The following is a 21,240-nucleotide window of genomic DNA, read 5'->3' as shown; positions in this document are numbered from 1 at the left end:
GAGGCCGGTACGACAAACAGCACCCGCCCCGCCCGAGCGCTCGGGCGGGGCGGGGCGGGCAAAAAAAGAGGGGGCGGGGCGGCGTCGCCCCGCCCCCAAGGCGGTCCGTCGAGCGGGGCCTTACTGGATCGTCAACTCGTTGGGCTGGTTGACCACGACCACGTAACGGCGGCTGGTAGCCGCCGCCTGATCGGCGTCGCTCAGCGACGACGTCCCGCGCATGGCGGGGGCGTAGGGGCGGACCGTGCCACGGACCGTGACGATGTCGCCCTGGTTGACGTTGAACCGGCCGTCCTCGCCCGTCCCGTCGCCGTGCTGGCTCTCGCCGAGGTTCTCAAGGACGACGAGCGTCCTCTGAGCGCCATCGCCGATGTAGAACGTGCTGTCACCAGCGAGCGCCGACACGCGGGCGCCGACGAGGTTTACAGGCTCGCCCGCGTTACCGGCCTCGATGGCCTCGTGGAGCTCCGTGAGCGACGTGAGCTCTCCCGAGGACGGGTCGATGGCGGGGGGAGCTTCCGTGATCCCCGCGTCACCGTCGAGGATCGTCAGGCTCGTAGCGCGGACGTACTCGTCGCCGACCAGGTTGGTCTGGTCCGGCGTGAGCCCCCACTGCGAGAGGTCCGTGTTGCCGACCGGCTCCATCATGCCGTTGATCGCGATGTGCTGTCCTTCGGTGACATCGTAGCGGCCCTCGACGTCGTCTCCGGGCGTGGGCTCCTCTTCGAGGTAGACGAGCGTCTCAGGACCCGAACCGTCTTCGGGCGTCACGAAGAACGTATTGTCGCCCACGACGCGCGAGACGTAGACGTCCGAAAGGTCGAGGCCCGGCTCGTCGACGACGGCTACGACGGGCTCGTCGGTGACGACCTCGTCGTCGTCGCTGAACAGGCCGACGAGGAACCAGATGAGGAGGGCCAGGAGGAGGAGGCCGATAAGCCAGACCCACCACGGGGTGCCGGCGTCTCGTTTTTCGACAGGGATGTTAGCCATAGTGTATACAAGTGTGAGGCGAGGGCGGGGTGGGTGATGGCCCGCGCCGAGTGAGCGACATGGGCGGGGCGGGAGATCTCAGAGACCTCCCGCCCCGCCCGTAAAACGGGCTACTACGTGAGCAGCGGTGCGTCCGTATTTAGACGGCCGCGCGGGCGCGGTTGTACCCGTGCTTGACGGCGTCCTTCACGTCGTCCCACGCGCTGTCGTTGCCGTGACGGCTCTCGTAGTCGGCGCGAAGGTCCTTGTCCATCGCGTTGTAGTCGCGGTCCTTGTACGTCGTCCCGGCCGCGTACCCGTACTCGTAGGCCGGCTTGTACGTGTTGTACTCGTTGCCCGACTTCGCGTACGTCGAGTCGTAGTGCTTGCGGAACTCGGGCTCGACCGTCGTGAACGTGTCGGCCGCGATCTGCTCGACCTCGACACGCGTCCGGCGAACCTCGCCGCCGACCGTCTCCTCGCGGACGTTGACGTCCTTACCGACCGTGACCTCGCCGGTCACCATGGCCGTCTTCTCGACGACGGCCTCCTCGTCGCGCTCGACGACCTCGACTGTCTTGTCCTGGAACGCCGCGTTCGCCTCGTCGGGCGAGAGCGTCCGGTTGACGTTCTGGCGGTCAACGCGGATCTCCTCGTCGCGGAGCCGGAGCGTCTCCTGCTCCATCTCGGTGTCGACGTACTGGTGCACGCGAACGCCGCCGCGGACGACCTCACGCTTGCCGATCTTGATGTGCTCCTCGATCTCCTGGAGCCGCTGCTGCTGCTGATCGGCGTAGCGGTCGCGGTTCTCGACGACCTGAGCCTTGTCGTACGCGTCCGCCGACTCGTCATAGTCAGTGAGGTACTCCTCCTTGCGGTCCTCGAAACGGACCGGGTTGTGACGCGCCATGATGTCAACGGCACGCTCGACGTCGTCGTCGTGGACGCGGGCAATGACGAGCGAGCCGCCGCGGCGGACGCCCTCGGAGTAGAACCGGGCCTCCTCGTTGGCGACGCCGTAGCTCTCGAGCGAGTCGGGGCTCGCGTCGTTGGTTGCGTCGATGTCGTACCCCGTCGTCTTGCCTTCCTCGTTGGAGGCGAAACGCAGGTGGTCTTGGCCGAAGCCGATGGATTCTAGATCGTTGACGACGGCATGTGCAGTGGCTCGGTCGTCGTAAAGGCCGACAATAGTCTTAGCCATGGGAATAGGTGGGAAGTGGTGTGAGTAGAGGGGGTGTCGAGAGGGGGGCAGCCCCGAGGGCTACCCGTCCGCAGGACCAGCGTCGGACGGCGGGAGCCGCTCGACTTCGACGCGCTGGCGACGGAGAGTGACGTGCGTCGGCCCGTCGGTGGGCGTTCGGCGCGTTGTAAGCCGGATCTCCTCGCGGAGAACCAAGCGTTTCTGAACAACGAGGACTTCTTCGTAGACCGGGATGATGGTCACGTCCCCCTCCTCGCGGGGGGGCTCGGCGGCGTCGACCTCGCGGCCGACCGGGACACGCTCGACGTCGACCGTCTCGCGCCACCCCGCCCCGTCGACGGGCTCGTCGACGGTCTCTGTGACCGTTCGAGCCACGACGCGGCCGGTCTCTCGGACGCGAGAGCTTATGGCAAGGCGTTCCTCGACTTCCTGGAGGGTCGTCGACTCGCCTGACGCAAGCGCTCCGAACGCGAGGTCGGTCCGGTACGTCCCGTCGGGGAGCGCGTCGAGCGCACCCTCCGGGAGATCCAGGACCGCCCCGCCCGCGAGCCGGACGCGGACGCGCCCGTCCGCCACCGACTCGACCGCGCCGGACTCGCCGTCACGGTCGAGGACGATGGAGTCCACGCTCATCGGTTGGCGTGCTGCGCCCGCGTGTACCCGTAGCGGACCGCATCGCGGTCGGCGTCAAAGTCGCGGTCAGCGTAGTCCGTCCCGTAGCCCGTGCGGAGGTCGTCCTCCGCATCGAGGTACGGCCGGTTCTTGTAGGAGTCGTCGTAGGCCGATTCGTAGCCGTAGCGGTACGCCGGCTCGTAGTCCTCGTACGCTCCACCCGACGTGTCGTAGGTGGACCCGTAGTGGGTGCGGAAGGAGTCAGCGTGGGCGTCGAAATCGGCGTCCTCGACACGCTCGCGGCGGAGAACCTGACCGGAGTCGCCAAAGACGGTGACGGTCCCGTCAACGTCGTCGTCGGCAGCGTTCACGGTCGTCAGGTAGACAACGTCGTCGCCAATCGAGAGGTCGCGGGCGGGGTACTCCGTGCCGTCGTCCAGGAGGATCGCGTCAACGCGCTCCTCGTCCGTGTTGACAATCATCGTGTCGACTGTGCCAACCCGGTTGCCATCGGCGTCGAGGGCGGGGTACCCGCGAACGTCCTGGTCGTCGGGAAATTCGAGCTGCCAGTCACCAGAGTCAGAAAGTGCGATGCGAGACATAGAAGAGAGGGTATGGGAATGAGGGGGAGAAGGGGGAGCTTGTCAAACGAGGGGGTTAGGTACCCACCTCGACGTTGTCGACGCCCATCGGCGCCTCCAGGATCTGAACGTTCGTGCCATCGATGCGCACGATCTCGGTCGCCGGGTTCATCATGCTCGCCTCGCTGTCGCTAAGACCGAGACCGGCAAGGTTCATGTCCCCGAGCGGCTCCATCCGCCCAGCAGACAGGTCCACGTACTGGCCTTCGTTGATGTCGACCTGCCCTTCGATCCCCGGCGCGCTCGACGGCTCCTCGTCCAGAATCACGAGCGTCTCGTTGCCCGTCTCGCTCTCGCTCGGGGCCACGAAGAACGTCCGGTCCCCTGGGACTCGAGTAACGTAGACGTTGGCCAGATCAAGGGCGACCTCTGTGACCGGAGGCGTGACGACGGGGTCGACGGTCTCAACTGGGTCGACAACCGCGACCGCTTCTTCGTCGTCATCGAAGGCGTTGATGAGGAAGAAGATGAGCGCAAGCAGCAGGAGCAGGCCTAGCAGCCACAGCCACCAGGGTGTACCGCTCTTGTGTTCAACGGGGATATTTGCCATCAGAGGATGAGGGGAGAAGAGAAGAGGGGGGGGGGCCACCCGCCGGGCCTCCTACTCAGTACCGAAAGGCGTCGACAGAGGTCCCTATGCACTTTTGCTTCGTACTTCCCCCCCGCCCCAAACTAGGGAATAACCCTACGAGCGATCACCGTTTGGTCCTGCCTCGACTCCAAGCGAGCCGGAGGATCCCCCCGCCCCTCGTCCTCTGCACGCAGGCGTCACATCTGAGACGAGCCCCCACACTTGCCAAAAGCGGACCGCCCCGCCCGAGCGGGGCGGGGCGGTCCCAGGGGTAGAAGAACCGCCGGCCGTGGCGGGCGGGGCTTGTCAGCGCAGGAGGTTCTCGAAAACGGCCGAGGCCCCCATCCCGCCCCCGATGCACATGGTCACGATCCCGTAGCGGTTCCCGCGCCGCTTCATCTCGTGGAGCAGCGTGGCCGTCAGCTTGGCGCCCGTGCAGCCGAGCGGGTGGCCGAGCGCGATCGCGCCGCCGTTCACGTTGACCTTCTCCTGGTCGATCTCAAGTTCGCGGAGGATGGCGAGCGACTGGCTCGCAAACGCCTCGTTGAGCTCGATGAGGTCGATGTCCTTGAGCGTCATCCCGACCTGCTTGAGCACCTTCGGGATCGACTCCATCGGCCCGATCCCCATGATCTCAGGGGCCACGCCAGCCACGGCAAAGCCGAGCATCCGGGCCATCGGCTCGGCCTCCAGCTCGTCCACGAGCGCCTTCGACATAACGACCGTCGCGGCAGCGCCGTCGTTCGTCTGCGACGAGTTTCCGGCCGTCACGCTCCCGCCTTGCTTGAACACAGGACGCAGCTTCGCGAGCACCTCGAGGCTGGTGTTGGGACGCGGCCCCTCGTCGGTGTCGTGCGTGAACTGGCGCGTCGTCGTTGACTTCGCCTCCTCGTCGTACACGACCTCGTGGACGTGGACGGGGATGATCTCGTCTTTGAACCGGCCCGCGGCAATTGCCTCGGACGCCCGCTGGTGCGATTGGAGAGCAAACGCGTCCTGAGCTTCGCGCTCGACGTGGAACCGCTCGGCCACGTTCTCCGCCGTGATCCCCATCGACGTGTAGAAGTCGGGGTCGGTGTCGGCCAGCTCGGGGTCGGGCGCAAAGTAGAACCCGCCCATCGGGACCGACGACATGGACTCCACCCCGCCCGCGACGATGCAGTCGGCCTGCCCCATCGAGACCGAGTTGTAGGCCTGCGCGATCGTCTGCACGCCGGACGAGCAGAAGCGGTTAACGGTCACACCGGGCACCGAGTCCGGCATCTTGGCGACCTGCGCGATCGCGCGGGCCATGTTGTTGCCCTGCGGTCCCTCGGGGTAGGCGCACCCGATGACGAGGTCGTCGATCCGGGCGTGCTCCAACCCCTTGATGCGCTCGATGGCGCCGGTGACGGCCGTGGCGCCCAGGTGCTCGGGCCGGACGTCTTTGAGAGCGCCCCGCCCCGCCTTCCCGACGGGCGTGCGGACGGAGGACACGATGTAGGCTTCGTTCAATTGCATGGGTTGATAGGTTCAGCGTTCGGGGTTCAGAGGTCTCCGGGCGTAGGCGGGGTGGTCGGCTTCAGAAACCCTGAACACCGAACCACCCCGCCCCGAACCGTCTAGTTGCGGAGCGGCTTGTTGGTCGTGAGGATGCTCTGGATGCGGGCCTGCGTCTTCTCCTCGCCCAAGAGCGAGAGGAACACCTCGCGCTCAAGCTCCAGGAGGTAGTCCTCGTGGACCTCGGCCGGCGCGCTGAGGTCGCCGCCCGTCATGACCCACGCGAGACGCCCGGCGAGGTGGCTGTCGTACTCCGAGATGTAGTTGCCCTCGACAAACTGGCGGAGCGCCACGTCGAACTGCGCGCGGCCCGGCGCACCGAGCACCGGGATGTGCGAGCGGACCGGCGGCGGGAGGTAGCCCTCCTCACTCAACCGCACGACCTCCTGCTTGGCGACGTGGAACCGGCGCGCGTCGTTCATCACGATCGTCGCCTTGTCGTCCACAAAGTGCATCTCGCGAGCCTGGAACGCGCTCTCGGCTACCTTCGCCATCGCGATCTGCTCGAAGTGCTGGCGGAGGAACGCCTGCACCTCGCTCGGGCGGTCGCCGTCGTGGGCCAATTCGGCCGCCCGCGCCGTCATCATGGTCGTCCCGCCACCGGCCGGGATGAGACCGACGCCCAGCTCGACGAGGCCGATGTAAGTCTCGGCCGCCAGGACGGGGTGCGGGCACGCCATCGTCATCTCGCAGCCGCCGCCCAGCACGCGCTGGTGCGCCGCCACGACGACCGGCTTGGCCGCGTAGCGGATGCGGAAGACGGCCTTCTGGAACGCCTCGATAAACGGCCCCAGGTCCGACGTCTCCCCCATTGCGAGCGCCATCGCCACCTCACCGAGGTTGGCGCCGACCGAGAAGTTCGACCCCTCGTTGCCGATGATCATGCCGCGGAGATTGCGGTCGTCCTCGACCTTCTGGATCGCCTCCTCAAGCCCGGAGATCACCTCCTGGCCCAGGCTGTTCGACTTGGACCGGAACTCGAAGAGCGCCACGCCATCGCCCACGTCCAGGAGCGCGGCGTCGTCGTTCTGCCAGAGCGTGTTGTTCTCGTCCTCCTTGATGTACGTCAGTCCCCACTCGTCGGCGGGGCGGGGGTCGTCCTTGTACTGGCCGCTGCCGGGCGTCCACACCTGGGGGATGCCGCTCTCGGTGTCGCGGTAGAACCCCTCGGACGGCACGTCGGCCACCCAGCCCGGGACCTCCACCCCGCCCTCGCGGAGCGCGTCGCGGACGGCGTCGATGCCGAGCGCGTCCCAGACCTGGAACGGCCCCATCTGCCAGCCGAACCCCCACTGGAGCGCGCGGTCGGTGTTGGCCGGGCTGTCCGAGATCTCGGGCGTCCGCCGAGCCGAGTAGCCGATAAGGTCGAGCGTGGTCTCACGGAAGAACCGCCCCGCCCGGCCGTCGTCGTCCCACAGCGCGCGGAGGCGGGCGGGGAGGCCGCCGGCCTTCTTGAACGTCGAGACGTCGAAGCCGACCTCCTTCGGGTCGACGTACTCGCCGCTCCCGACGTCGAAGCTCTTGATCGTCTTGCCCTCCTTCTTGTAGAACCCGGCCTTCGACTTCGAGCCCAGGTACTTGAGGTCGACGAGCCGCTGGAGCACGTCGGGGACCGAGAACCGCTCGCGGCTCTCGTCGTCCGGGATGGCGTCGTAGAGGTTCGCCGTGACGTGGCGGAGCGTGTCGAGCCCGACGACGTCGGCCGTGCGGAACGTGGCGGACTTCGCGTGGCCGATGAGCGTGCCGGTGAGGGCGTCGATCTCCTCGATCGAGTAGTCGCCGGACTCGAACTGCTCGACGGCGCCGAGCATGGCGTACGTCCCGATCCGGTTGCCGATAAAGTTCGGCGTGTCCTTCGCCACCACGATCCCCTTGCCCAGGTGGACGCGCGCGAATGCGGTCACGCGGTTGACGACCTCGGGGTCCGTATCCTCGGTCGGGATGACCTCGAACAGCTTGAGGTAGCGGGGCGGGTTGAAAAAGTGCGTGCCCAGAAAGCGCCGCTTAAAGTCGCCGCCCCGCCCCTCGGCGATCTCGGCGATGGGCAGGCCCGACGTGTTGGACGAGATGACGGCCGTGTCGCTGGCCGCCTTCTCGATCCGCTCCATCACCTCCTTTTTTACGTCCATCCGCTCGACGACCACCTCGATGATCCAGTCGGCCTCGCCGATCCGGTCGAAGTCGTCGTCGAAGTTGCCCAGCGTGACCCGCTTCTGGGCGTCGGCCGACATGAACGGGGCCGGCTTCATCTTGGTCGCCGCCTTGAAGGCGCCCTCGACGAGCGAGTTCTTGCCGCCCTCCCGCCCGATCGACTCCGGCGTCACGTCCAGGAGGAGCACCTCCAGTCCGGCGTTCGCGAGGTGGGCGGCGATCTGGCTCCCCATCACGCCGGCGCCCAACACGGCGGCCGTGCGGAACGGGGCGTAGGCCCACGCGGGCGTTTCGGCGGCGGACTCGCGGGAGCCGTTCTGGGTAAGGGTCGGGGTTTCCATGGGTCGGTACGGGGTACTGAGTACGGGGTACGGTGAGGGCGGGGTGGGGCGCGAGGCGGGCGGGGCGGCGTACCCCGTACCTCGCACCCCGTACCCGGATCTAGACGAAGGCGCCGATGCCGGTGACGGCGCGGCCGACGATGAGCGAGTTGACCTCGTTCGTGCCCTCGTAGGAGTAGATGGCCTCGGTGTCGCAGAAGTAGCGGGCCACGTGGTTCTCGAGCAGGATGCCGTTGCCGCCGTGGAGGTCGCGGGCCAGTGCTACGACCTCGCGGCAGCGGGCGGCCGTGAACACCTTGGCCAGCGACGCCTGGGCGTCCGACATCTCGCCGGCGTCCTGGAGCTGGCTCAGCCGCAGGCACATGGTCTGGAGCGCCGTCACATTGCCCAGCATGTGGACCAGCTTGTCCTGGATAAGCTGGAACGAGGCGATGGGCTTCCCGAACTGCATCCGCGTCGTCGCGTAGCGCTGGCTCCGCTCGTAGGCGCCCATCGCGCACCCCACGGCCTGCCACGCGACGCCGGCGCGCGTGAGCTTGAGGATCTCGGCGACCTCCTTGAACGAGTGGGCCTCCTGGAGCCGGTCGGACTCGGGGACCACGCAGTCGGTCAGCGTGATCTCGCCGTTCTCGACGGCCCGGAGCGCCACCTTGCCGCGGAGCTTCTCGACCGAGTAGCCCGGGTTCTCCTTGGGCCGGACGATAAACCCCTTGACCTGGCGGTCCGCCTCGTCGACGGCCCAGATCACGACCATGTCAGCGAAGGTCGCGTTGCCGATCCACTTTTTCTGCCCGTTTAGGACCCACTCGTCGCCCTCGCGGCGGGCCGTCGTCTCCACCCCGCCCGCGATCGCAGAGCCCACGTGGGGCTCGGTGAGCCCGAAGGCGCCGATGGTCTCCCAGTTGCGCATCTTGGGCAGCCACTCCGCCTTCTGCTCCTCGCTCCCGCAGACCAGGATCGACTGCATGGCGAGCCCGGAGTGGACGCCGAAGAACGTGGCCGTCGACACGTCGACGCGGGCGATCTCCATCGTCAGGAGGCCCTCCATCACCGACCCGTTGGGCCGTCGCGTCGAGAGGTCCTCGCCGTAGACCGGCGTGAGGAGGTCGAGCTTGCGGAAGCCCGGGACCAGCACGTCGAGCGGCGTCCGGTCGCCCAGCCACGCCTCGTTGATGACGGGCTCGACCTCGGTCTCCATGAACTCGCGCACCTCGGCCATCTTCCGGTGCTGCTCGCCCGTGATCAGCCCCTCGATGTCGTAGTAGTCGCCGTTGGGCTCGGGCGGGGTGAAGGCCTCCTTCGGCCGCCCCGCCCCTGCGAGCGACTTCTGCGCCTGCGCGACGCTCGCCTCGTCCATGCCGGCAAACTGCTGGACGAGCGCGTTGACGTCGAGCCGGTCGGCGAGCGCGGCGACGGCGTCGAGGTCGACGCCCCGCTCGCGGAGCGCGGCGGCGGCGTCAGGCGAGGCGTCGGCGGTGTGTCCGTCGCCGGCGGGGCCGGCGGCCTGAGTGTTCGTGTCCATAGCGGGTCTCGGTTAACAGTGTTAAGCCGCCGGGTCTGAGCGGTCGCGGCCGCCCCGCCCTTTGGGTCCGTCCGGTGGGCCCGCCCGGGGCTCGGTATTGGATGCCGCCCCGGCGCGGGCGTTCCCCGCCGCCTCTGACCGCCCCGCCCACGCGGCAGGACCCGAGCGGCAGGAGAGAGCCGACCGCCGGGGGCGGGGTGGTCTGACGGCGCCTCCGCCCCGCCCCACGCAGACCGACCTGCGCAGATCGGCACGCCGCCCCGCCCATGCCGCGCCGTGTGGGGCGGGGCGGCTAGGCGACGACGGAGGCGCCGCGCCCGTGGTCCTCGACCGACGCGTTGTACATCCGCTCGATGTCGTCCGAGAACTCCTCGCTGACCGCTCGGCGCTTGACCTTCATGGTCGGCGTCAGCAGCTCGTTCTCGACCGTCATCGCCTCGGGCACGAGCCGGAAGCGCTGGACCTGGCTCCAGTGGTCCATGCCCTCGTTGGCCTCGGCCACGAGGCGCTCGAACTCCTCCTGGACCGCGGGGGCCTCCAGGAGCGCCTCGCCGCTCCCCGTCACGCCGCGGTCCTTGGCCCACAGCGGGAGGGCCTCCATGTTCGGGAACAGGAGGGCCGTGCAGTACTTCTGGCTGTGGCCGACGACGACCGCCTGCTCGATGAGCGGGCTCTCGGTCAGCTTGTTCTCGATGGGCTGCGGGATCACGTACTTGCCCGTCGAGAGCTTGAACAGGGCCTTTTTGCGGTCGGTGATCTTGAGGTAGCCCTCGGGCGTGAACTCGCCGATGTCGCCCGTGTGGAACCACCCGTCGTCGTCGAGGACCTCGGCCGTCTTCTCGGGCGCTTTGTAGTAGCCCTTCATGACGTTCGGGCCGCGGGCGAGGATCTCACCGTCGTCGGCGATCGCGATCTCGACGCCGGCGATGGGCTGGCCCGTCGTGCCGGCCTGGTTGCGCGTGGGCGTGTTCGTCGTGAGCACCGGGCTCGTCTCGGTCAGCCCGTAGCCCTGGGCCGTCGGGATGCCGAAGGCCGAGAACGCGTTCGCGAGGTCGGCCCGGAGCGCCGCCCCGCCCACCGATACGAGGCGGACGCGCGTGAGCCCCAGCCTCTCGCGGATCGTCGAGTAGACCAGCCGGTCGGCCAGCGCGTGCTTGACGGCGCCGAGCCCCGAGGGCGGGGCGGAGAGGTCGTAGTCCTGGGCGAGCCCGAGCGCCCAGGTCCCGATCTTCTTTTTGGCGCCGTCGGACTGCTGGATGCCCAGGAGCACCTTGTCGAACACCTTCTCGAGCACGCGCGGGACCGTTGCAAAAACGGTCGGGCGGATCTCGGGGAGGTGCTCGACGAGCTGGTCGGGGTTCGAGTAGAACACCTGGTGGCCCCACGCGACATCGGCGAACGAGAGCATCCGCGCGTAGACGTGGGTGAGCGGCAGGAACGTGAGCGCCACCTCCTCCTGCTCGCCCATGCCCTCGATCCCCGAGTACGCGGCGTAGACGTTGGCCGAGATGTTCTCGTGGGTCAGCATGACGCCCTTGGGCATGCCGGTCGTCCCGCTCGTGTAGATGAGCGTGGCCAGGTCCTGGGCGTCGATCAGGTCGCGGAGCTCGTCGGGCCGGTTCGGGGCCTCGGCCTTTGCCGCCCGCCCCGCCTCGCGGAGCGCATCGAGCGTGACGAGGCGGGCGCCGTCGGGGAGCGAGACGCCCTCCCCGCTCCCCTGGGCGAGCACGACGAGCGTCACGTCGGGGACCTCGCCGGCCCACCCGGCGAACGACGCCAGCATGGCCTCGTCCGAGACGAACATGGCCTTGGCCTCGCTGTGCTGGGTCACGTAGACCAGGTTCTCGGGCGCGTACGTGGTGTAGAGCGGGACGTTGACGACGCCGGCGATGAGCGTCCCGAAGTCGCACAGCGAGAAGTACAGGTCGCTCTCCATAAAGAGCGCGGCGTGGTCGCCCCGCTCGATCCCGTGCGCGAGGAGCCCGAGCGCGACCTCGTCGGCCGCGTCGCGGAAGGCGGCGTTCGACATGGTCGTCCACCCGCCGCCCGCGCGGGGCTGGTTGAAGGCCTTCGGGTTGGGGTGCTGCTCGACGGCCTCGTCGAGCAGCGCCGGCAGCGTGACGCCGAGGACGACGCGCCCGGGCGAGGCGGGCGGGGCGGTGTGGATCTGGAGAGCCATAGGGGGGGAGGGCGAGACCGGAGTCGAAAGGGCTTCCGCCTGAACGGGTGAAGGTAGGCCGAAGGTCCGCCGCCACGGCCTCTGCCCCGAGGGCTCCCCCGCCCCGCCCGCGTCGGGAGGAGGAGAAAGAGGCGCTCAGCCTCCGCGGTCGCGCCCGCCCCGCCCCGCGTTCTCCCGCCCGCTCCGCCCTCTCCCCTACCTCACCTCGAACGCGGCGAGCGCCTGCCGGACCGCCGCGTCGATAAACGCGTCGCCCGCCACGCGCGCGTCGACGCGCTCGGCGAGGAGGAGCGAGACCAGGCCGTGGAGGGCCGTCCACAGCGCCATCGCGGCGACGTCGGGCGGGCTCACGAGGCGGAGCGCGCCGGCCGCGGCGCCGTCGGCGAGCGCCTCCCCGAACAGTTCCACGTTCCGCCGCGCGCGGCGGTAGTCCTCGGGCGGGTACCGGGCCATCCGCTCGGGGTGGAGCTGGAACATGACCTGGTAGTACTCCGGGTTGGCCAACCCAAAGCGGACGTACGCCCGGCACAGCGCGTCGAGCCGGCGGGCGGGGCGGTCCTCGGCTTGGGCGGCCAACTCGGCGTAGAGCCGCCGCATGCCCTCGTCGATGAGCGCGTGCGTGAGCGCGTCCTTGCCCTCGAAGTGGAGGTAGATGCTCGTCGCCGAGCACCCGACGCCCCGGGCGATCTTCCGCATCGAGAGCCCGTCGTAGCCGCCGGTGACCAGCAGCCGGCGCGTGTGGTCGAGGATGAGGCGCCGGAGGTCGTCGCCGGTCTCGGTGCGGGCGGCGGGCGGGGCGGTGTCGGTCACGGGCGGGCTCAGACAGGCGGGGCGGGGAGCCCGAAAAGGTACCGCCCCGCCCCGCTCAATCGGCTGGGTAGATCTCGACGCGGACGTCGAAGTCGTCGCCGCCGTACCCGCTCACCGTCCGCGGCCCGACGGCGCCGGCCGCGGCGAGGCGCCCGTCGGCGAGGGGGAGGAGCGCGTTGAGGCTCGTCCACCGACCGCGGACCCCGAACGAGCGCCGCGCCACGGCCGCCCCGCCCGCGTCCAGGGTCACGACCGTAGCCTCCGGGGGCGGCCCGTCGAAACCGCCCCCCCGAACGACGCCGACCGCGAGGCCTCCGCCCGGTAGCGCGGCGAGCGCCGCGCCGCGCACGACGGGCTCCGGCTCGCCGTCTGGACCGTCCGCCCCGGCCGCCTCCGCGAGAACCGCCGCCGCCCCCACCTCGCCCTCAGCCGACACACGGACGACGCGGACCGCGCTGCCGTCGGCGAACCCGGCCCGGCTCTCCAGAAGAACGACGCCGTCGGCGGTCGCTGTGAGGTGCGTCGCCCGCCACCCCGCCCCGTCGGTTTCCGGCCGCACGACGCGCCACCGCTCGGCGCCGTCGGCGTCCAGGCGCGCGACGACCGTCCCGCCCCCGGCGCTCTGTGGCCCCATCACGTAGAGGCCGTCTGGGGCGGGGGCCAGCGTGCGCACGTCCTGCGCGCCCTCGAGCCGCCCCGCCCACACGACGCCGCCGTCGCTGCCCACGCGGTAGAGCGTCGGCGCGCTGGCCAGGGTGGCGTAGACGGCCGCGTAGACGCCGCCGCCCGGGGCCGGCAGGAGCGCTCGGGGCGGGGCGAACGACGCCGTCTCGGGCTGGATCAGGACGCGCTCGCGCCCGCCCCGCCCGTCGGTCCGGTACAGCCGGACCGAGCGCCCGCTGCCCTCGTCCGGCTCGGCGGCGACCGCGACGACGAGGCCGCCATCCATGGGGAGCGCGGCCGTCGCGTCCCCGAACCCGACGTCGCGGTAGACCTCAGACGAGAGGAGCGCACCGTCGAGCCCGAACCGGAGGACGGTCGGGAGCGCGAGCGTCCCATCGGCCGGTCGGGGCACGCCCTCGGTCGATCCGACCACGACGAGGGCGCCGTCGACGCCCTGCGCCAGGTCGAGGGCGATGTCGGTCCCGTCGGTGGCGTAGACGAACGGCGCCCCGCCGCCGTCGAGACCGCCGTCGCAGGCGGAGAGCAGGAACGCGAGCGAGAGCGTGGCGATACGCATGGCTGTCGGAGGTAGAGGTCGGGCGGGGTGGACAACCTCCGCCGCCCCGCCCCACCCCGCAAGTCACTCTGCGCCCCCGCCCCGTGCCCGTCCCCTACGACGACCTCCCCGACCTCCCGCCCGTCGCGCGCCGGTTCTGCCGCTACGCCGAGGTGTGGACGACGTCGGACCCCGAGGCGACCACGTTCCCCTCGACCGAGCGCCAAAAGGACCTCAGCCGGGTCCTCGTGGACGAGCTCCGCGCGCTCGGCGCCGCCGACGCCGAGATGGACGCGTGGGGCTACGTGACGGCCACGCTCCCCGCCCCGCCCGGGTCCGAGGGCCTGCCGGTGGTCGCGCTCGTGGCCCACGTCGACACGTCGCCCGACGCGCCGGGGCAGGGCGTCCGCCCGCACGTCCACGAGGCGTACGCGGGCGGGGCGGTCGCCTTTCCGGGCGCGCCGGACCTCGTGCTCGACCCTGAGCGGCAGCCGGCGCTCCGCGAGCACGTCGGCGAGGACCTCCTCACGAGCGACGGGACGACGCTCCTGGGGTCGGACGACAAGGCGGGCGTGGCCGTCATCGTGCAGCTCGCCGCCGACCTCGCGCGGGCCGAGGAGGACGCCCGGCGCCGCGGCGAGCGCCCCGCCCCGCGCCCGACGATCCGCGTCCTGTTCACGCCCGACGAGGAGGTCGGGCGGGGGACCGAGAAGCTGGACCTCGACCGCCTGGGCGCCGACGTCGCCTACACGCTCGACGGGAGCGGCGTCGACCGGCTCAACGTCGAGACGTTCAACGCGGCCGAGGCGCGCCTCGTGATCGAGGGCGTCGGCGTGCACCCGGGGTACGCGAAGGGCGTCATGGTCAACGCGCTCCGTGTCGCGGCCGCGTTCGTGGAGGCGCTGCCCCGCGACGAGGCGCCCGAAACGACCGAGGGCCGCGAGGGCTACCTCCACCCCCACACGCTCAGCGGGACGGCCGAGCGGGCCGAGCTCCGCGTCCTCCTCCGCGACTTTACCGACGACGGCATGGAGGCCAAGCGGCGGCTCGTGCGCGACCTCGCGGACCGAGCGCGCCGCGACTGGCCCGGCGCGACGGTCGGCCTGGAGATCCGGGAGAGCTACCGGAACATGCTCTCGTACATCGAGGAAACCGACCGCCGCGTGATCGACCTGGCGCTCGCAGCGGGGCGGTCTCTGGGCGTCGAGCTCGAGCTGGAGCCCGTGCGGGGCGGGACCGACGGAGCGCGGCTCAGCGAGCGCGGCCTGCCCACGCCCAACGTGTTCACGGGCGGCTACGACTTCCACAGCCGGTTCGAGTGGAACACGGTGCAGAACCTCGAACGCGCGCTGGCCTATACCCACGCGCTCGTCCAGACGTGGGGCCGCGAGGCGGCCCCGACCGCCCCGCCCCGACCATGACCTCGACTCAGACCCGCCGGTTCGTCATCGTCTTCGTCGCCCTCATGCTGGGGCTCTCCGTCCTGGCGACCGTCCTCATCACGCGCGGGTGGGGCGACGACGAGCTGCAAGAGCAGGTCGGGGAGATCGAGCGCGACCGCCGTGAGGCGATGCCCCGCCTGGACGACGGATGACGCCCGGGGCGGGGCGGATGCCAGAGGCCGCTCGACAATGGGGCGTGAGCAGGCGCGACGGACCGGCGACCTCCACCCCGCCCCAGGCTCGAACGGGGCCGGTGGCGGGCGCACGGGCGGGGCGGGCCTAGCTTGCGCGCTCCCCCCACCCCCCGATCTCATGTCGCGTACCCCGCACGTTCTCGCCGCCCTCGCCCTCCTGTTCGTCTTCGCCGGCTCCGCCGCCGCACAGCCCCGCCCCCTCGGCGTCGGCGTTAAGGTCGGCGTCGAACCGCAGGTCGGGCTCGACCTCCACCTCGGCGAAACCGTCGGCCTCCGCCTCCTCACGTCTCTCACCGTCGGGAACGACGACGCCTTCGGCACCTCGACGGTGGCCGTCCCGCTCCGCTTCCCCGCCGTCCGCCGCGTGGCCGTCTTCGTCGGGCCGAGCGTCACGTTCGTCAACTTCGAGGACGTCGCGTTCGCCGGCGGCATCGTCGGCGTCGAGTACGACCTGGGGAGCCGCGTGAGCCTGGTCGGCGAGGTCGGCCTCGACGTCGGCGTCGATGACGGCTTCGCCGACTTCTCGACGGGCGTCAACACGGGCGTCGGCGCCTTTTACCGCTTCTAGCCGTCTGGTTTAGCCGTCCGCCCGGGCGGGGCGGTCCAAGGTCTCTGCCTGGAACGCCCCGCTCACGGCCAGGTCCGGCTCCGAGGCCGGATCCTTGACGTCGGCGTCCAGAACCTGCGCGTCGAACGCGAACGACCCGTCGATCCCGTCGGCCGTGACGGCCGTGATCGTCAGGGTCCCCGACGTGCTCAGCGCCACCCCGCCCTCCGGCCCGTCGTAGCGGTAGAGGACGACGAACCGCGACGGCGCGGGCTCCACCGGGCTCTCCGCCGCGTTGCGGATCGGGTACGTCCCGGGCACGAGCGGGCCGGCGGTCGTCCCGACGATCGTGAACGTGTCGTCGGCCTCGGACTCGCCCAGGCGGAGCGCGGTCAGCGTCTGGCCGTGGGCCTCGATGCCCAGGTCGGCGACGACGGCGGCGCCCGCGAGCGGGTCCACGGCCGCCGCCCCTTGAACGGTCCGCGAGAACGCGCCGCGGACATCGGCCTGGAAGCCGGCCTCGACGGGCGGGGCGGAGTCCGACGCATCGCACGCGGCGAGGGTCAGGGCGAGGGCGAGGAACAGGGCGGGGCGGAGCCCGGCGGGCGGGGTCGTGGACATGGCAGGCGTGGGCAGGGGACGGTCTAGGTAGTCCGTCCGCCCAGCAAATACAAGGGAAAGCGGGCGCCCTCACCAAACGCTCAGGCACCGCCCCGCCCCAGACGCTCGCGTGCGGGTTTCCTCCAGCCAAGCACGACGCGGGCGGGGCACCTCCGCCCCGCCCCCACACAACGACACCGCCCCGCCCGCAGAGGCGGGCGGGGCGGCAGACCCAGCGAGAAGCGGGCGGGGCGGTTACCCCAGCCGGCGGTTGATCTCCGCCAGCGTCTCGTCGTCGGCGGCCGGGGACGGCGTGCCGAGAATGTCGCCGTCGCCGGTCGACATGCCGCGGTCGAGCGCGTCGTTCGTCGCCTGGAGCGCTTCGAGCTCCTGGCGGCTCCCGACGACCACGTCGCGGTACTTCCGCAGGCCCGTCCCGGCCGGGACGAGGTGGCCGATGATGACGTTCTCCTTCAGGCCGAGGAGCTCGTCGCGCTTGGCCGCGATCGCTGCCTCGGTCAGCACCTTCGTCGTCTCCTGGAAGGAGGCCGCCGAAATGAACGAGTCGGTCGCCAGCGCCGCCTGCGTGATCCCGAGCAGGACCGGCTCGGCGACGGCGAGCTCGGCGTCACGGACCTCGATGGCCGGCTTCGCCTCGCGCGTCATCTGCGAGTTCGTCTCGCGCAGCTGGCGCCGCGTGATCGGCTCACCGATCCGGAGGTCGGACTCAGCCGGGTCCACGACCACGAACGTGTCGTAGAGCTCGTCGTTCGTCCGCTCCAGCTGGATCCGGTCCACGAGGTTGCCCTCGAGGAACGGCGTGTCGCCGGGGTCCGTGATCCGAACCTTCTGCATCATCTGACGAACGACCGTCTCGATGTGCTTGTCGTTGATGCCGACGCCCTGGAGCCGGTACACCTCCTGGACCTCGTTGACGAGGTACTCCTGGACCGCCGTCGGCCCGAGGATCGCGAGGATGTCCTGCGGCGAGATCTGACCGTCAGAGAGCGCCTCGCCAGCCCGCACGAAGTCGTTCTCGTGAACGAGCAGGTGCTTGCTCAGCGAGACGAGGTACGTCTTTTCCGTCTCCCCGTCGCGGCTCGTCACGATCACCTCCTGCGAACCGCGCTTGCGGCCGCCGAACGAGACCACGCCGTCGATCTCCGTCACGACCGCGGGGTCGGACGGTTGGCGCGCCTCGAACAGCTCGATCACGCGCGGCAGGCCGCCCGTGATGTCACGCGTACCGGCCGACTGGCGCGGGAGCTTAGCGAGCACCCTGCCCGCCTCGATCTCGTCGCCGGTCGTCACCTGGAGGCGGGCGCGAACGGGCATCGTGTACTCGCGGCCGCCCTCACCCTCGACCACGAGGGCCGGCGTGAGCGAGCGCTCGCGCGTCTCGGTGATGACCTTCTCGCGGAACCCCGTCTGCTCGTCGGACTCCTCGCGGTAGGTCGTCCCCTCGATGATGTCCTGGAAGCGGATGGTCCCCGCCGTCTCGGCCACGATGACCGAGTTGTACGGGTCCCACGACGCGATCACGTCGCCCTTCGTCACCGACTGGCCTTCCGTAACGGCCACGTCGGCGCCGTAGGGGATCGTGTACGCGATCCGCTGCTTCCCGTCCGGGTCGAGGATGCGGACCTCGCCGGACCGACCGAGCGCGATCGCTTTCGCCGTGTCGCCGGACCCCGAGGCCACGGTGCGGAGGTTCTCGAACGCGATCGTCCCGTCGAACTTGGCCTCGATCGTCGACTCGGCCGCGATGCGGCTCGCCGTCCCACCGATGTGGAAGGTCCGCAGCGTGAGCTGCGTGCCCGGCTCGCCAATCGACTGCGCCGCAATGACGCCGACCGCCTCGCCCGTCTCTACCAGGCGGCCGTTGGCCAGGTTGCGGCCGTAGCACAGGGCGCACACGCCGCGCGTGGCTTCACACGCCAGCACCGACCGGATCTCTACCGTCTCGAGCGAGGTCGCGTCGATGCGGTCTGCGATCTCGTCCGTGATCTGGTCGTCACGCGAGACGATCACCTCCCCGCTCTCGGGGTCGCGAACGTCGTGGACCGAGACGCGCCCGACAATCCGGTCGCGGAGCGACTCGACCACGTCCTCGTTGTCCTTGAGCGCCTCCATGCGCACGCCGCGAAGCGTCCCGCAGTCGGGCTCCATGATCGTCACGTCCTGGGCCACGTCCACGAGCCGGCGCGTCAGGTAGCCGGCGTCGGCCGTCTTCAGCGCCGTGTCGGCCAGGCCCTTGCGGGCACCGTGCGTCGAGATAAAGTACTCGACGACCGACAGGCCCTCCTTGAAGTTGGACTTGATCGGGTCCTCGATGATCGACCCGGCCGCGCCGGCCGTCGACTTCTGCGGCTTCGCCATGAGCCCGCGCATGCCGCCCAGCTGGCGGATCTGCTCGCGGGAGCCACGGGCGCCGGAGTCCGCCATCATGTAGATGGCGTTGAACCCCTCGTCGTCGTTCTGGAGCGTCTCGTAGAGGACGTTCGAGATCTCGTTGTTCGCCGACGTCCAGACGTCAATGACCTGGTTGTACCGCTCGGCCTCGGTGATGAAGCCCATCTCGTAGTTCGAGCGGATGTCGTCGACGCGGTCCTCGGCCTCCTTCAAGAGCGTCTGCTTCGCGTCCGGGACCACGATGTCCGAGAGCGAGAAGCTCAGCCCACCGAGCATGGCCTGCCCGAACCCGAGGTCCTTGACCTCGTCCAGGAAGGCCGCCGTCCGCGGGAAGTCGGTCGCCTTGAAGACGCCCGCGATGATGCCGCGGAGGTTCTTCTTGGTCAGGACCTGGTTGATGTACCCGACGCCCTTCGGCACGATGTCGTTGAAGAGCGCGCGGCCGACGGCCGTGTCGATCACCTCACCGGCCTGGTGGGCGCCGTCGAACGTGGGCTCGTTGAGACGGAGCTTGATCCGGCTATGGAGCGCCACACGGTCCTGGTCGAACGCCTGACGGACCTCCCGGGTCGAGCCGAACATCATGCCCTCGCCCTTCTGGCCGGCCCGGTCCTTCGTCATGTAGTACATGCCGAGGACCATGTCCTGCGACGGGACCGCGATCGGGCCGCCGTGCGCCGGGCTCATGATGTTGTGCGAGGCGAGCATCAGGATCTGCGCCTCCAGGATCGCATCGTGCGACAGCGGCACGTGGACCGCCATCTGGTCGCCGTCGAAGTCGGCGTTGAACGCCGTCGTGACGAGCGGGTGCAGGCGGATCGCCTTGCCCTCGATAAGGACCGGCTGGAACGCCTGGATGCCCAGCCGGTGCAGCGTCGGCGCCCGGTTGAGCATGACGGGGTGTCCGTCGATCGTCCGCTCCAGAATGTCGAACACGTCGGCCGTCCGGCGGTCGACGACCTTCTTGGCCGACTTCACCGTCTTGACGATGCCGCGCTCGATCAGCTTGCGGATGATGAACGGCTTGAACAGCTCGACCGCCATCTCCTTTGGGAGACCGCACTGGTGGAGCTGGAGCTCCGGCCCGACCACGATGACCGACCGGCCCGAGTAGTCGACGCGCTTGCCGAGCAGGTTCTGGCGGAACCGGCCCTGCTTGCCCTTGAGCATGTCGCTCAGGGACTTGAGCGCGCGGTTCGAGTCGCTACGCACGGCGTTGGCCTTGCGCGAGTTGTCGAACAGGCTGTCGACGGCCTCCTGGAGCATCCGCTTCTCGTTGCGGAGGATGACCTCGGGGGCCTTGATGTCGATGAGCCGCTTGAGCCGGTTGTTGCGGATGATGACGCGCCGGTAGAGGTCGTTGAGGTCCGACGTCGCGAACCGGCCGCCTTCGAGGGGCACGAGCGGGCGGAGCTCCGGCGGGATCACCGGGATCACCTTCATGACCATCCACTCCGGTTTGTTCTCGGTCCGGTCGCGCGAGCCGCGGAACGCCTCGACGATGCCGAGCCGCTTGAGCGACTCGGCCTTACGGGCCTGGCTCGTCTCCGTCCGCGCCTGGAAGCGGAGCTCGGTCGCGAGCATGTCGAGGTCGAGCCGCTTGAGGAGCTCCTCGACAGCCTCGCCACCGATCATCGCCACGAACTTTTCCGGGTCCTCGTCGGGCAGCCGGTTGTTGTCCTCGCGGATCTGGTAGAGCACGTCGAAGTACTCGTTCTCCGTCAGCAGCGTCCCCTGCTCGATCCCGAGTGCCGACGCCCCGCCCGGCTGGACGACCACGTACGACTCGTAGTAGATGATCTTGTCGAGCTCCTTCGACTTGAGCCCCAGGAGCGCCGCGATCTTGTTCGGGAGGCTCTTGAAGTACCAGATGTGGACGACCGGGACGGACAGCGTGATGTGCCCCGCCCGCTCGCGCCGGACCGACTTCTGCGTCACCTCGACCCCACAGCGGTCGCAGATGATGCCCTTGTACCGGATCCGCTTGTACTTGCCGCAGTGGCACTCCCAGTCCTTGACCGGACCGAAGATCTTCTCGCAGAAGAGGCCGTCCTTTTCCGGCTTAAAGCTCCGGTAGTTGATCGTCTCCGGCTTGAGCACTTCCCCGAACGACCGCTCAAGGATCGACTCGGGCGAGGCGAGGCTGACGGTGATCGAGTTGTAGTAGGACTTCTGGGCGGGCTGGGTCTGCTGGATTCCGAAGGCCATATTCAATAGTTGGGATTAGGGGTTGGCTTTCGCCTGCCTAGCGGCTGGGGACTGGGGATCGCGGGCGGGGCGGGGTGGC

At 69.7% G+C, this 21,240-nt stretch carries 16 protein-coding genes; 3 read left to right on the top strand and 13 right to left on the bottom strand.

Translation table 11 applies throughout. The features are described 5' to 3' along the window. Positions 1–120: 120 nt before the first annotated feature. From RQM47_RS06985 to RQM47_RS06935, 11 genes are all read right to left on the bottom strand, one after another. Positions 121–993 (bottom strand): hypothetical protein, encoded by an 873-nt coding sequence (locus RQM47_RS06985; protein ID WP_311663981.1) that lies wholly within the window; start codon positions 991–993, stop codon positions 121–123. Between the two features lie 139 nt (positions 994–1,132). Beyond that, positions 1,133–2,173 (bottom strand): YsnF/AvaK domain-containing protein, encoded by a 1,041-nt coding sequence (locus RQM47_RS06980; RefSeq protein ID WP_311663979.1) that lies wholly within the window; start codon positions 2,171–2,173, stop codon positions 1,133–1,135. Positions 2,174–2,233: 60 nt separating this feature from the next. Continuing rightward, positions 2,234–2,806, bottom strand: coding sequence for a YsnF/AvaK domain-containing protein (locus tag RQM47_RS06975; RefSeq protein WP_311663977.1), 573 nt, complete (start codon positions 2,804–2,806; stop codon positions 2,234–2,236). After that, positions 2,803–3,387, bottom strand: coding sequence for a PRC-barrel domain-containing protein (locus tag RQM47_RS06970; RefSeq protein WP_314008116.1), 585 nt, complete (start codon positions 3,385–3,387; stop codon positions 2,803–2,805). The genes RQM47_RS06975 and RQM47_RS06970 overlap by 4 nt, the downstream gene beginning before the upstream one ends. A 55-nt stretch (positions 3,388–3,442) precedes the next feature. Then, complete coding sequence (locus tag RQM47_RS06965) at positions 3,443–3,976, bottom strand: hypothetical protein (protein ID WP_311663974.1); 534 nt, start codon at positions 3,974–3,976, stop codon at positions 3,443–3,445. A 327-nt stretch (positions 3,977–4,303) separates the two neighbouring features. Continuing rightward, positions 4,304–5,491: a thiolase family protein gene (locus tag RQM47_RS06960; protein WP_409945963.1), complete on the bottom strand. Its 1,188-nt coding sequence runs from the start codon at positions 5,489–5,491 to the stop codon at positions 4,304–4,306. A 107-nt stretch (positions 5,492–5,598) separates the two neighbouring features. Continuing rightward, positions 5,599–8,028 (bottom strand): 3-hydroxyacyl-CoA dehydrogenase/enoyl-CoA hydratase family protein, encoded by a 2,430-nt coding sequence (locus RQM47_RS06955; protein WP_311663972.1) that lies wholly within the window; start codon positions 8,026–8,028, stop codon positions 5,599–5,601. 100 nt (positions 8,029–8,128) lie between these two features. Then, on the bottom strand, positions 8,129–9,550 hold the full coding sequence (locus RQM47_RS06950) for an acyl-CoA dehydrogenase family protein (RefSeq protein ID WP_311663971.1): 1,422 nt from the start codon (positions 9,548–9,550) through the stop codon (positions 8,129–8,131). Positions 9,551–9,842: 292 nt separating this feature from the next. Beyond that, positions 9,843–11,729: a long-chain fatty acid--CoA ligase gene (locus RQM47_RS06945; RefSeq protein ID WP_311663970.1), complete on the bottom strand. Its 1,887-nt coding sequence runs from the start codon at positions 11,727–11,729 to the stop codon at positions 9,843–9,845. Positions 11,730–11,924: 195 nt separating this feature from the next. Further along, the gene (locus RQM47_RS06940; protein WP_314008110.1) at positions 11,925–12,539 is read right to left on the bottom strand and encodes a TetR/AcrR family transcriptional regulator; all 615 of its coding nucleotides are present in this window, start codon (positions 12,537–12,539) and stop codon (positions 11,925–11,927) included. Between the two features lie 55 nt (positions 12,540–12,594). Next, positions 12,595–13,779, bottom strand: a complete 1,185-nt coding sequence (locus RQM47_RS06935) for a hypothetical protein (RefSeq protein ID WP_314008107.1) — start codon at positions 13,777–13,779, stop codon at positions 12,595–12,597. Positions 13,780–13,862: 83 nt separating this feature from the next. On the opposite strand from RQM47_RS06935, the gene pepT reads away from it, so the two are divergent. From pepT to RQM47_RS06920, 3 genes are all read left to right on the top strand, one after another. Further along, positions 13,863–15,179: a peptidase T gene (gene pepT, locus RQM47_RS06930; RefSeq protein ID WP_314008105.1), complete on the top strand. Its 1,317-nt coding sequence runs from the start codon at positions 13,863–13,865 to the stop codon at positions 15,177–15,179. Then, entirely contained in the window at positions 15,176–15,352 is a 177-nt protein-coding gene (locus RQM47_RS06925; RefSeq protein WP_311663965.1) for a hypothetical protein, read from the top strand. Before pepT ends, RQM47_RS06925 begins: the two co-directional genes overlap by 4 nt. A gap of 160 nt (positions 15,353–15,512) precedes the next feature. Continuing rightward, positions 15,513–15,962 carry a hypothetical protein gene (locus RQM47_RS06920; protein WP_314008102.1) on the top strand — a complete coding sequence of 150 codons (450 nt, stop codon included), beginning with the start codon at positions 15,513–15,515 and terminating at the stop codon, positions 15,960–15,962. Positions 15,963–15,971: 9 nt separating this feature from the next. Here RQM47_RS06920 and RQM47_RS06915 read toward each other — a convergent pair whose 3' ends face one another. Together RQM47_RS06915 and rpoC are read right to left on the bottom strand one after the other, a co-directional pair. Continuing rightward, positions 15,972–16,562, bottom strand: coding sequence for a hypothetical protein (locus tag RQM47_RS06915; protein ID WP_311663962.1), 591 nt, complete (start codon positions 16,560–16,562; stop codon positions 15,972–15,974). Between the two features lie 234 nt (positions 16,563–16,796). Next, complete coding sequence (gene rpoC / locus RQM47_RS06910) at positions 16,797–21,161, bottom strand: DNA-directed RNA polymerase subunit beta' (RefSeq protein ID WP_311663960.1); 4,365 nt, start codon at positions 21,159–21,161, stop codon at positions 16,797–16,799. Positions 21,162–21,240 lie beyond the last annotated feature (79 nt).

This window comes from Rubrivirga sp. S365 (assembly GCF_032248475.1).
In the GTDB taxonomy this organism is placed as follows: domain Bacteria; phylum Bacteroidota; class Rhodothermia; order Rhodothermales; family Rubricoccaceae; genus Rubrivirga; species Rubrivirga litoralis.
This window is presented reverse-complemented; position numbering and strand designations above follow the sequence as displayed.

Bases quoted from the DNA above. Each gene is read 5' to 3' on its own strand.
- RQM47_RS06925 (WP_311663965.1), top strand. From the start codon at position 15,176: ATGACCTCGACTCAGACCCGCCGGTTCGTCATCGTCTTCGTCGCCCTC.
- RQM47_RS06935 (WP_314008107.1), bottom strand. From the start codon at position 13,779: ATGCGTATCGCCACGCTCTCGCTCGCGTTCCTGCTCTCCGCCTGCGAC.
- RQM47_RS06975 (WP_311663977.1), bottom strand. From the start codon at position 2,806: ATGAGCGTGGACTCCATCGTCCTCGACCGTGACGGCGAGTCCGGCGCG.
- RQM47_RS06980 (WP_311663979.1), bottom strand. From the start codon at position 2,173: ATGGCTAAGACTATTGTCGGCCTTTACGACGACCGAGCCACTGCACAT.
- RQM47_RS06970 (WP_314008116.1), bottom strand. From the start codon at position 3,387: ATGTCTCGCATCGCACTTTCTGACTCTGGTGACTGGCAGCTCGAATTT.
- RQM47_RS06985 (WP_311663981.1), bottom strand. From the start codon at position 993: ATGGCTAACATCCCTGTCGAAAAACGAGACGCCGGCACCCCGTGGTGG.
- RQM47_RS06965 (WP_311663974.1), bottom strand. From the start codon at position 3,976: ATGGCAAATATCCCCGTTGAACACAAGAGCGGTACACCCTGGTGGCTG.
- RQM47_RS06950 (WP_311663971.1), bottom strand. From the start codon at position 9,550: ATGGACACGAACACTCAGGCCGCCGGCCCCGCCGGCGACGGACACACC.
- rpoC (WP_311663960.1), bottom strand. From the start codon at position 21,161: ATGGCCTTCGGAATCCAGCAGACCCAGCCCGCCCAGAAGTCCTACTAC.
- RQM47_RS06955 (WP_311663972.1), bottom strand. From the start codon at position 8,028: ATGGAAACCCCGACCCTTACCCAGAACGGCTCCCGCGAGTCCGCCGCC.
- RQM47_RS06945 (WP_311663970.1), bottom strand. From the start codon at position 11,729: ATGGCTCTCCAGATCCACACCGCCCCGCCCGCCTCGCCCGGGCGCGTC.
- RQM47_RS06920 (WP_314008102.1), top strand. From the start codon at position 15,513: ATGTCGCGTACCCCGCACGTTCTCGCCGCCCTCGCCCTCCTGTTCGTC.
- RQM47_RS06915 (WP_311663962.1), bottom strand. From the start codon at position 16,562: ATGTCCACGACCCCGCCCGCCGGGCTCCGCCCCGCCCTGTTCCTCGCC.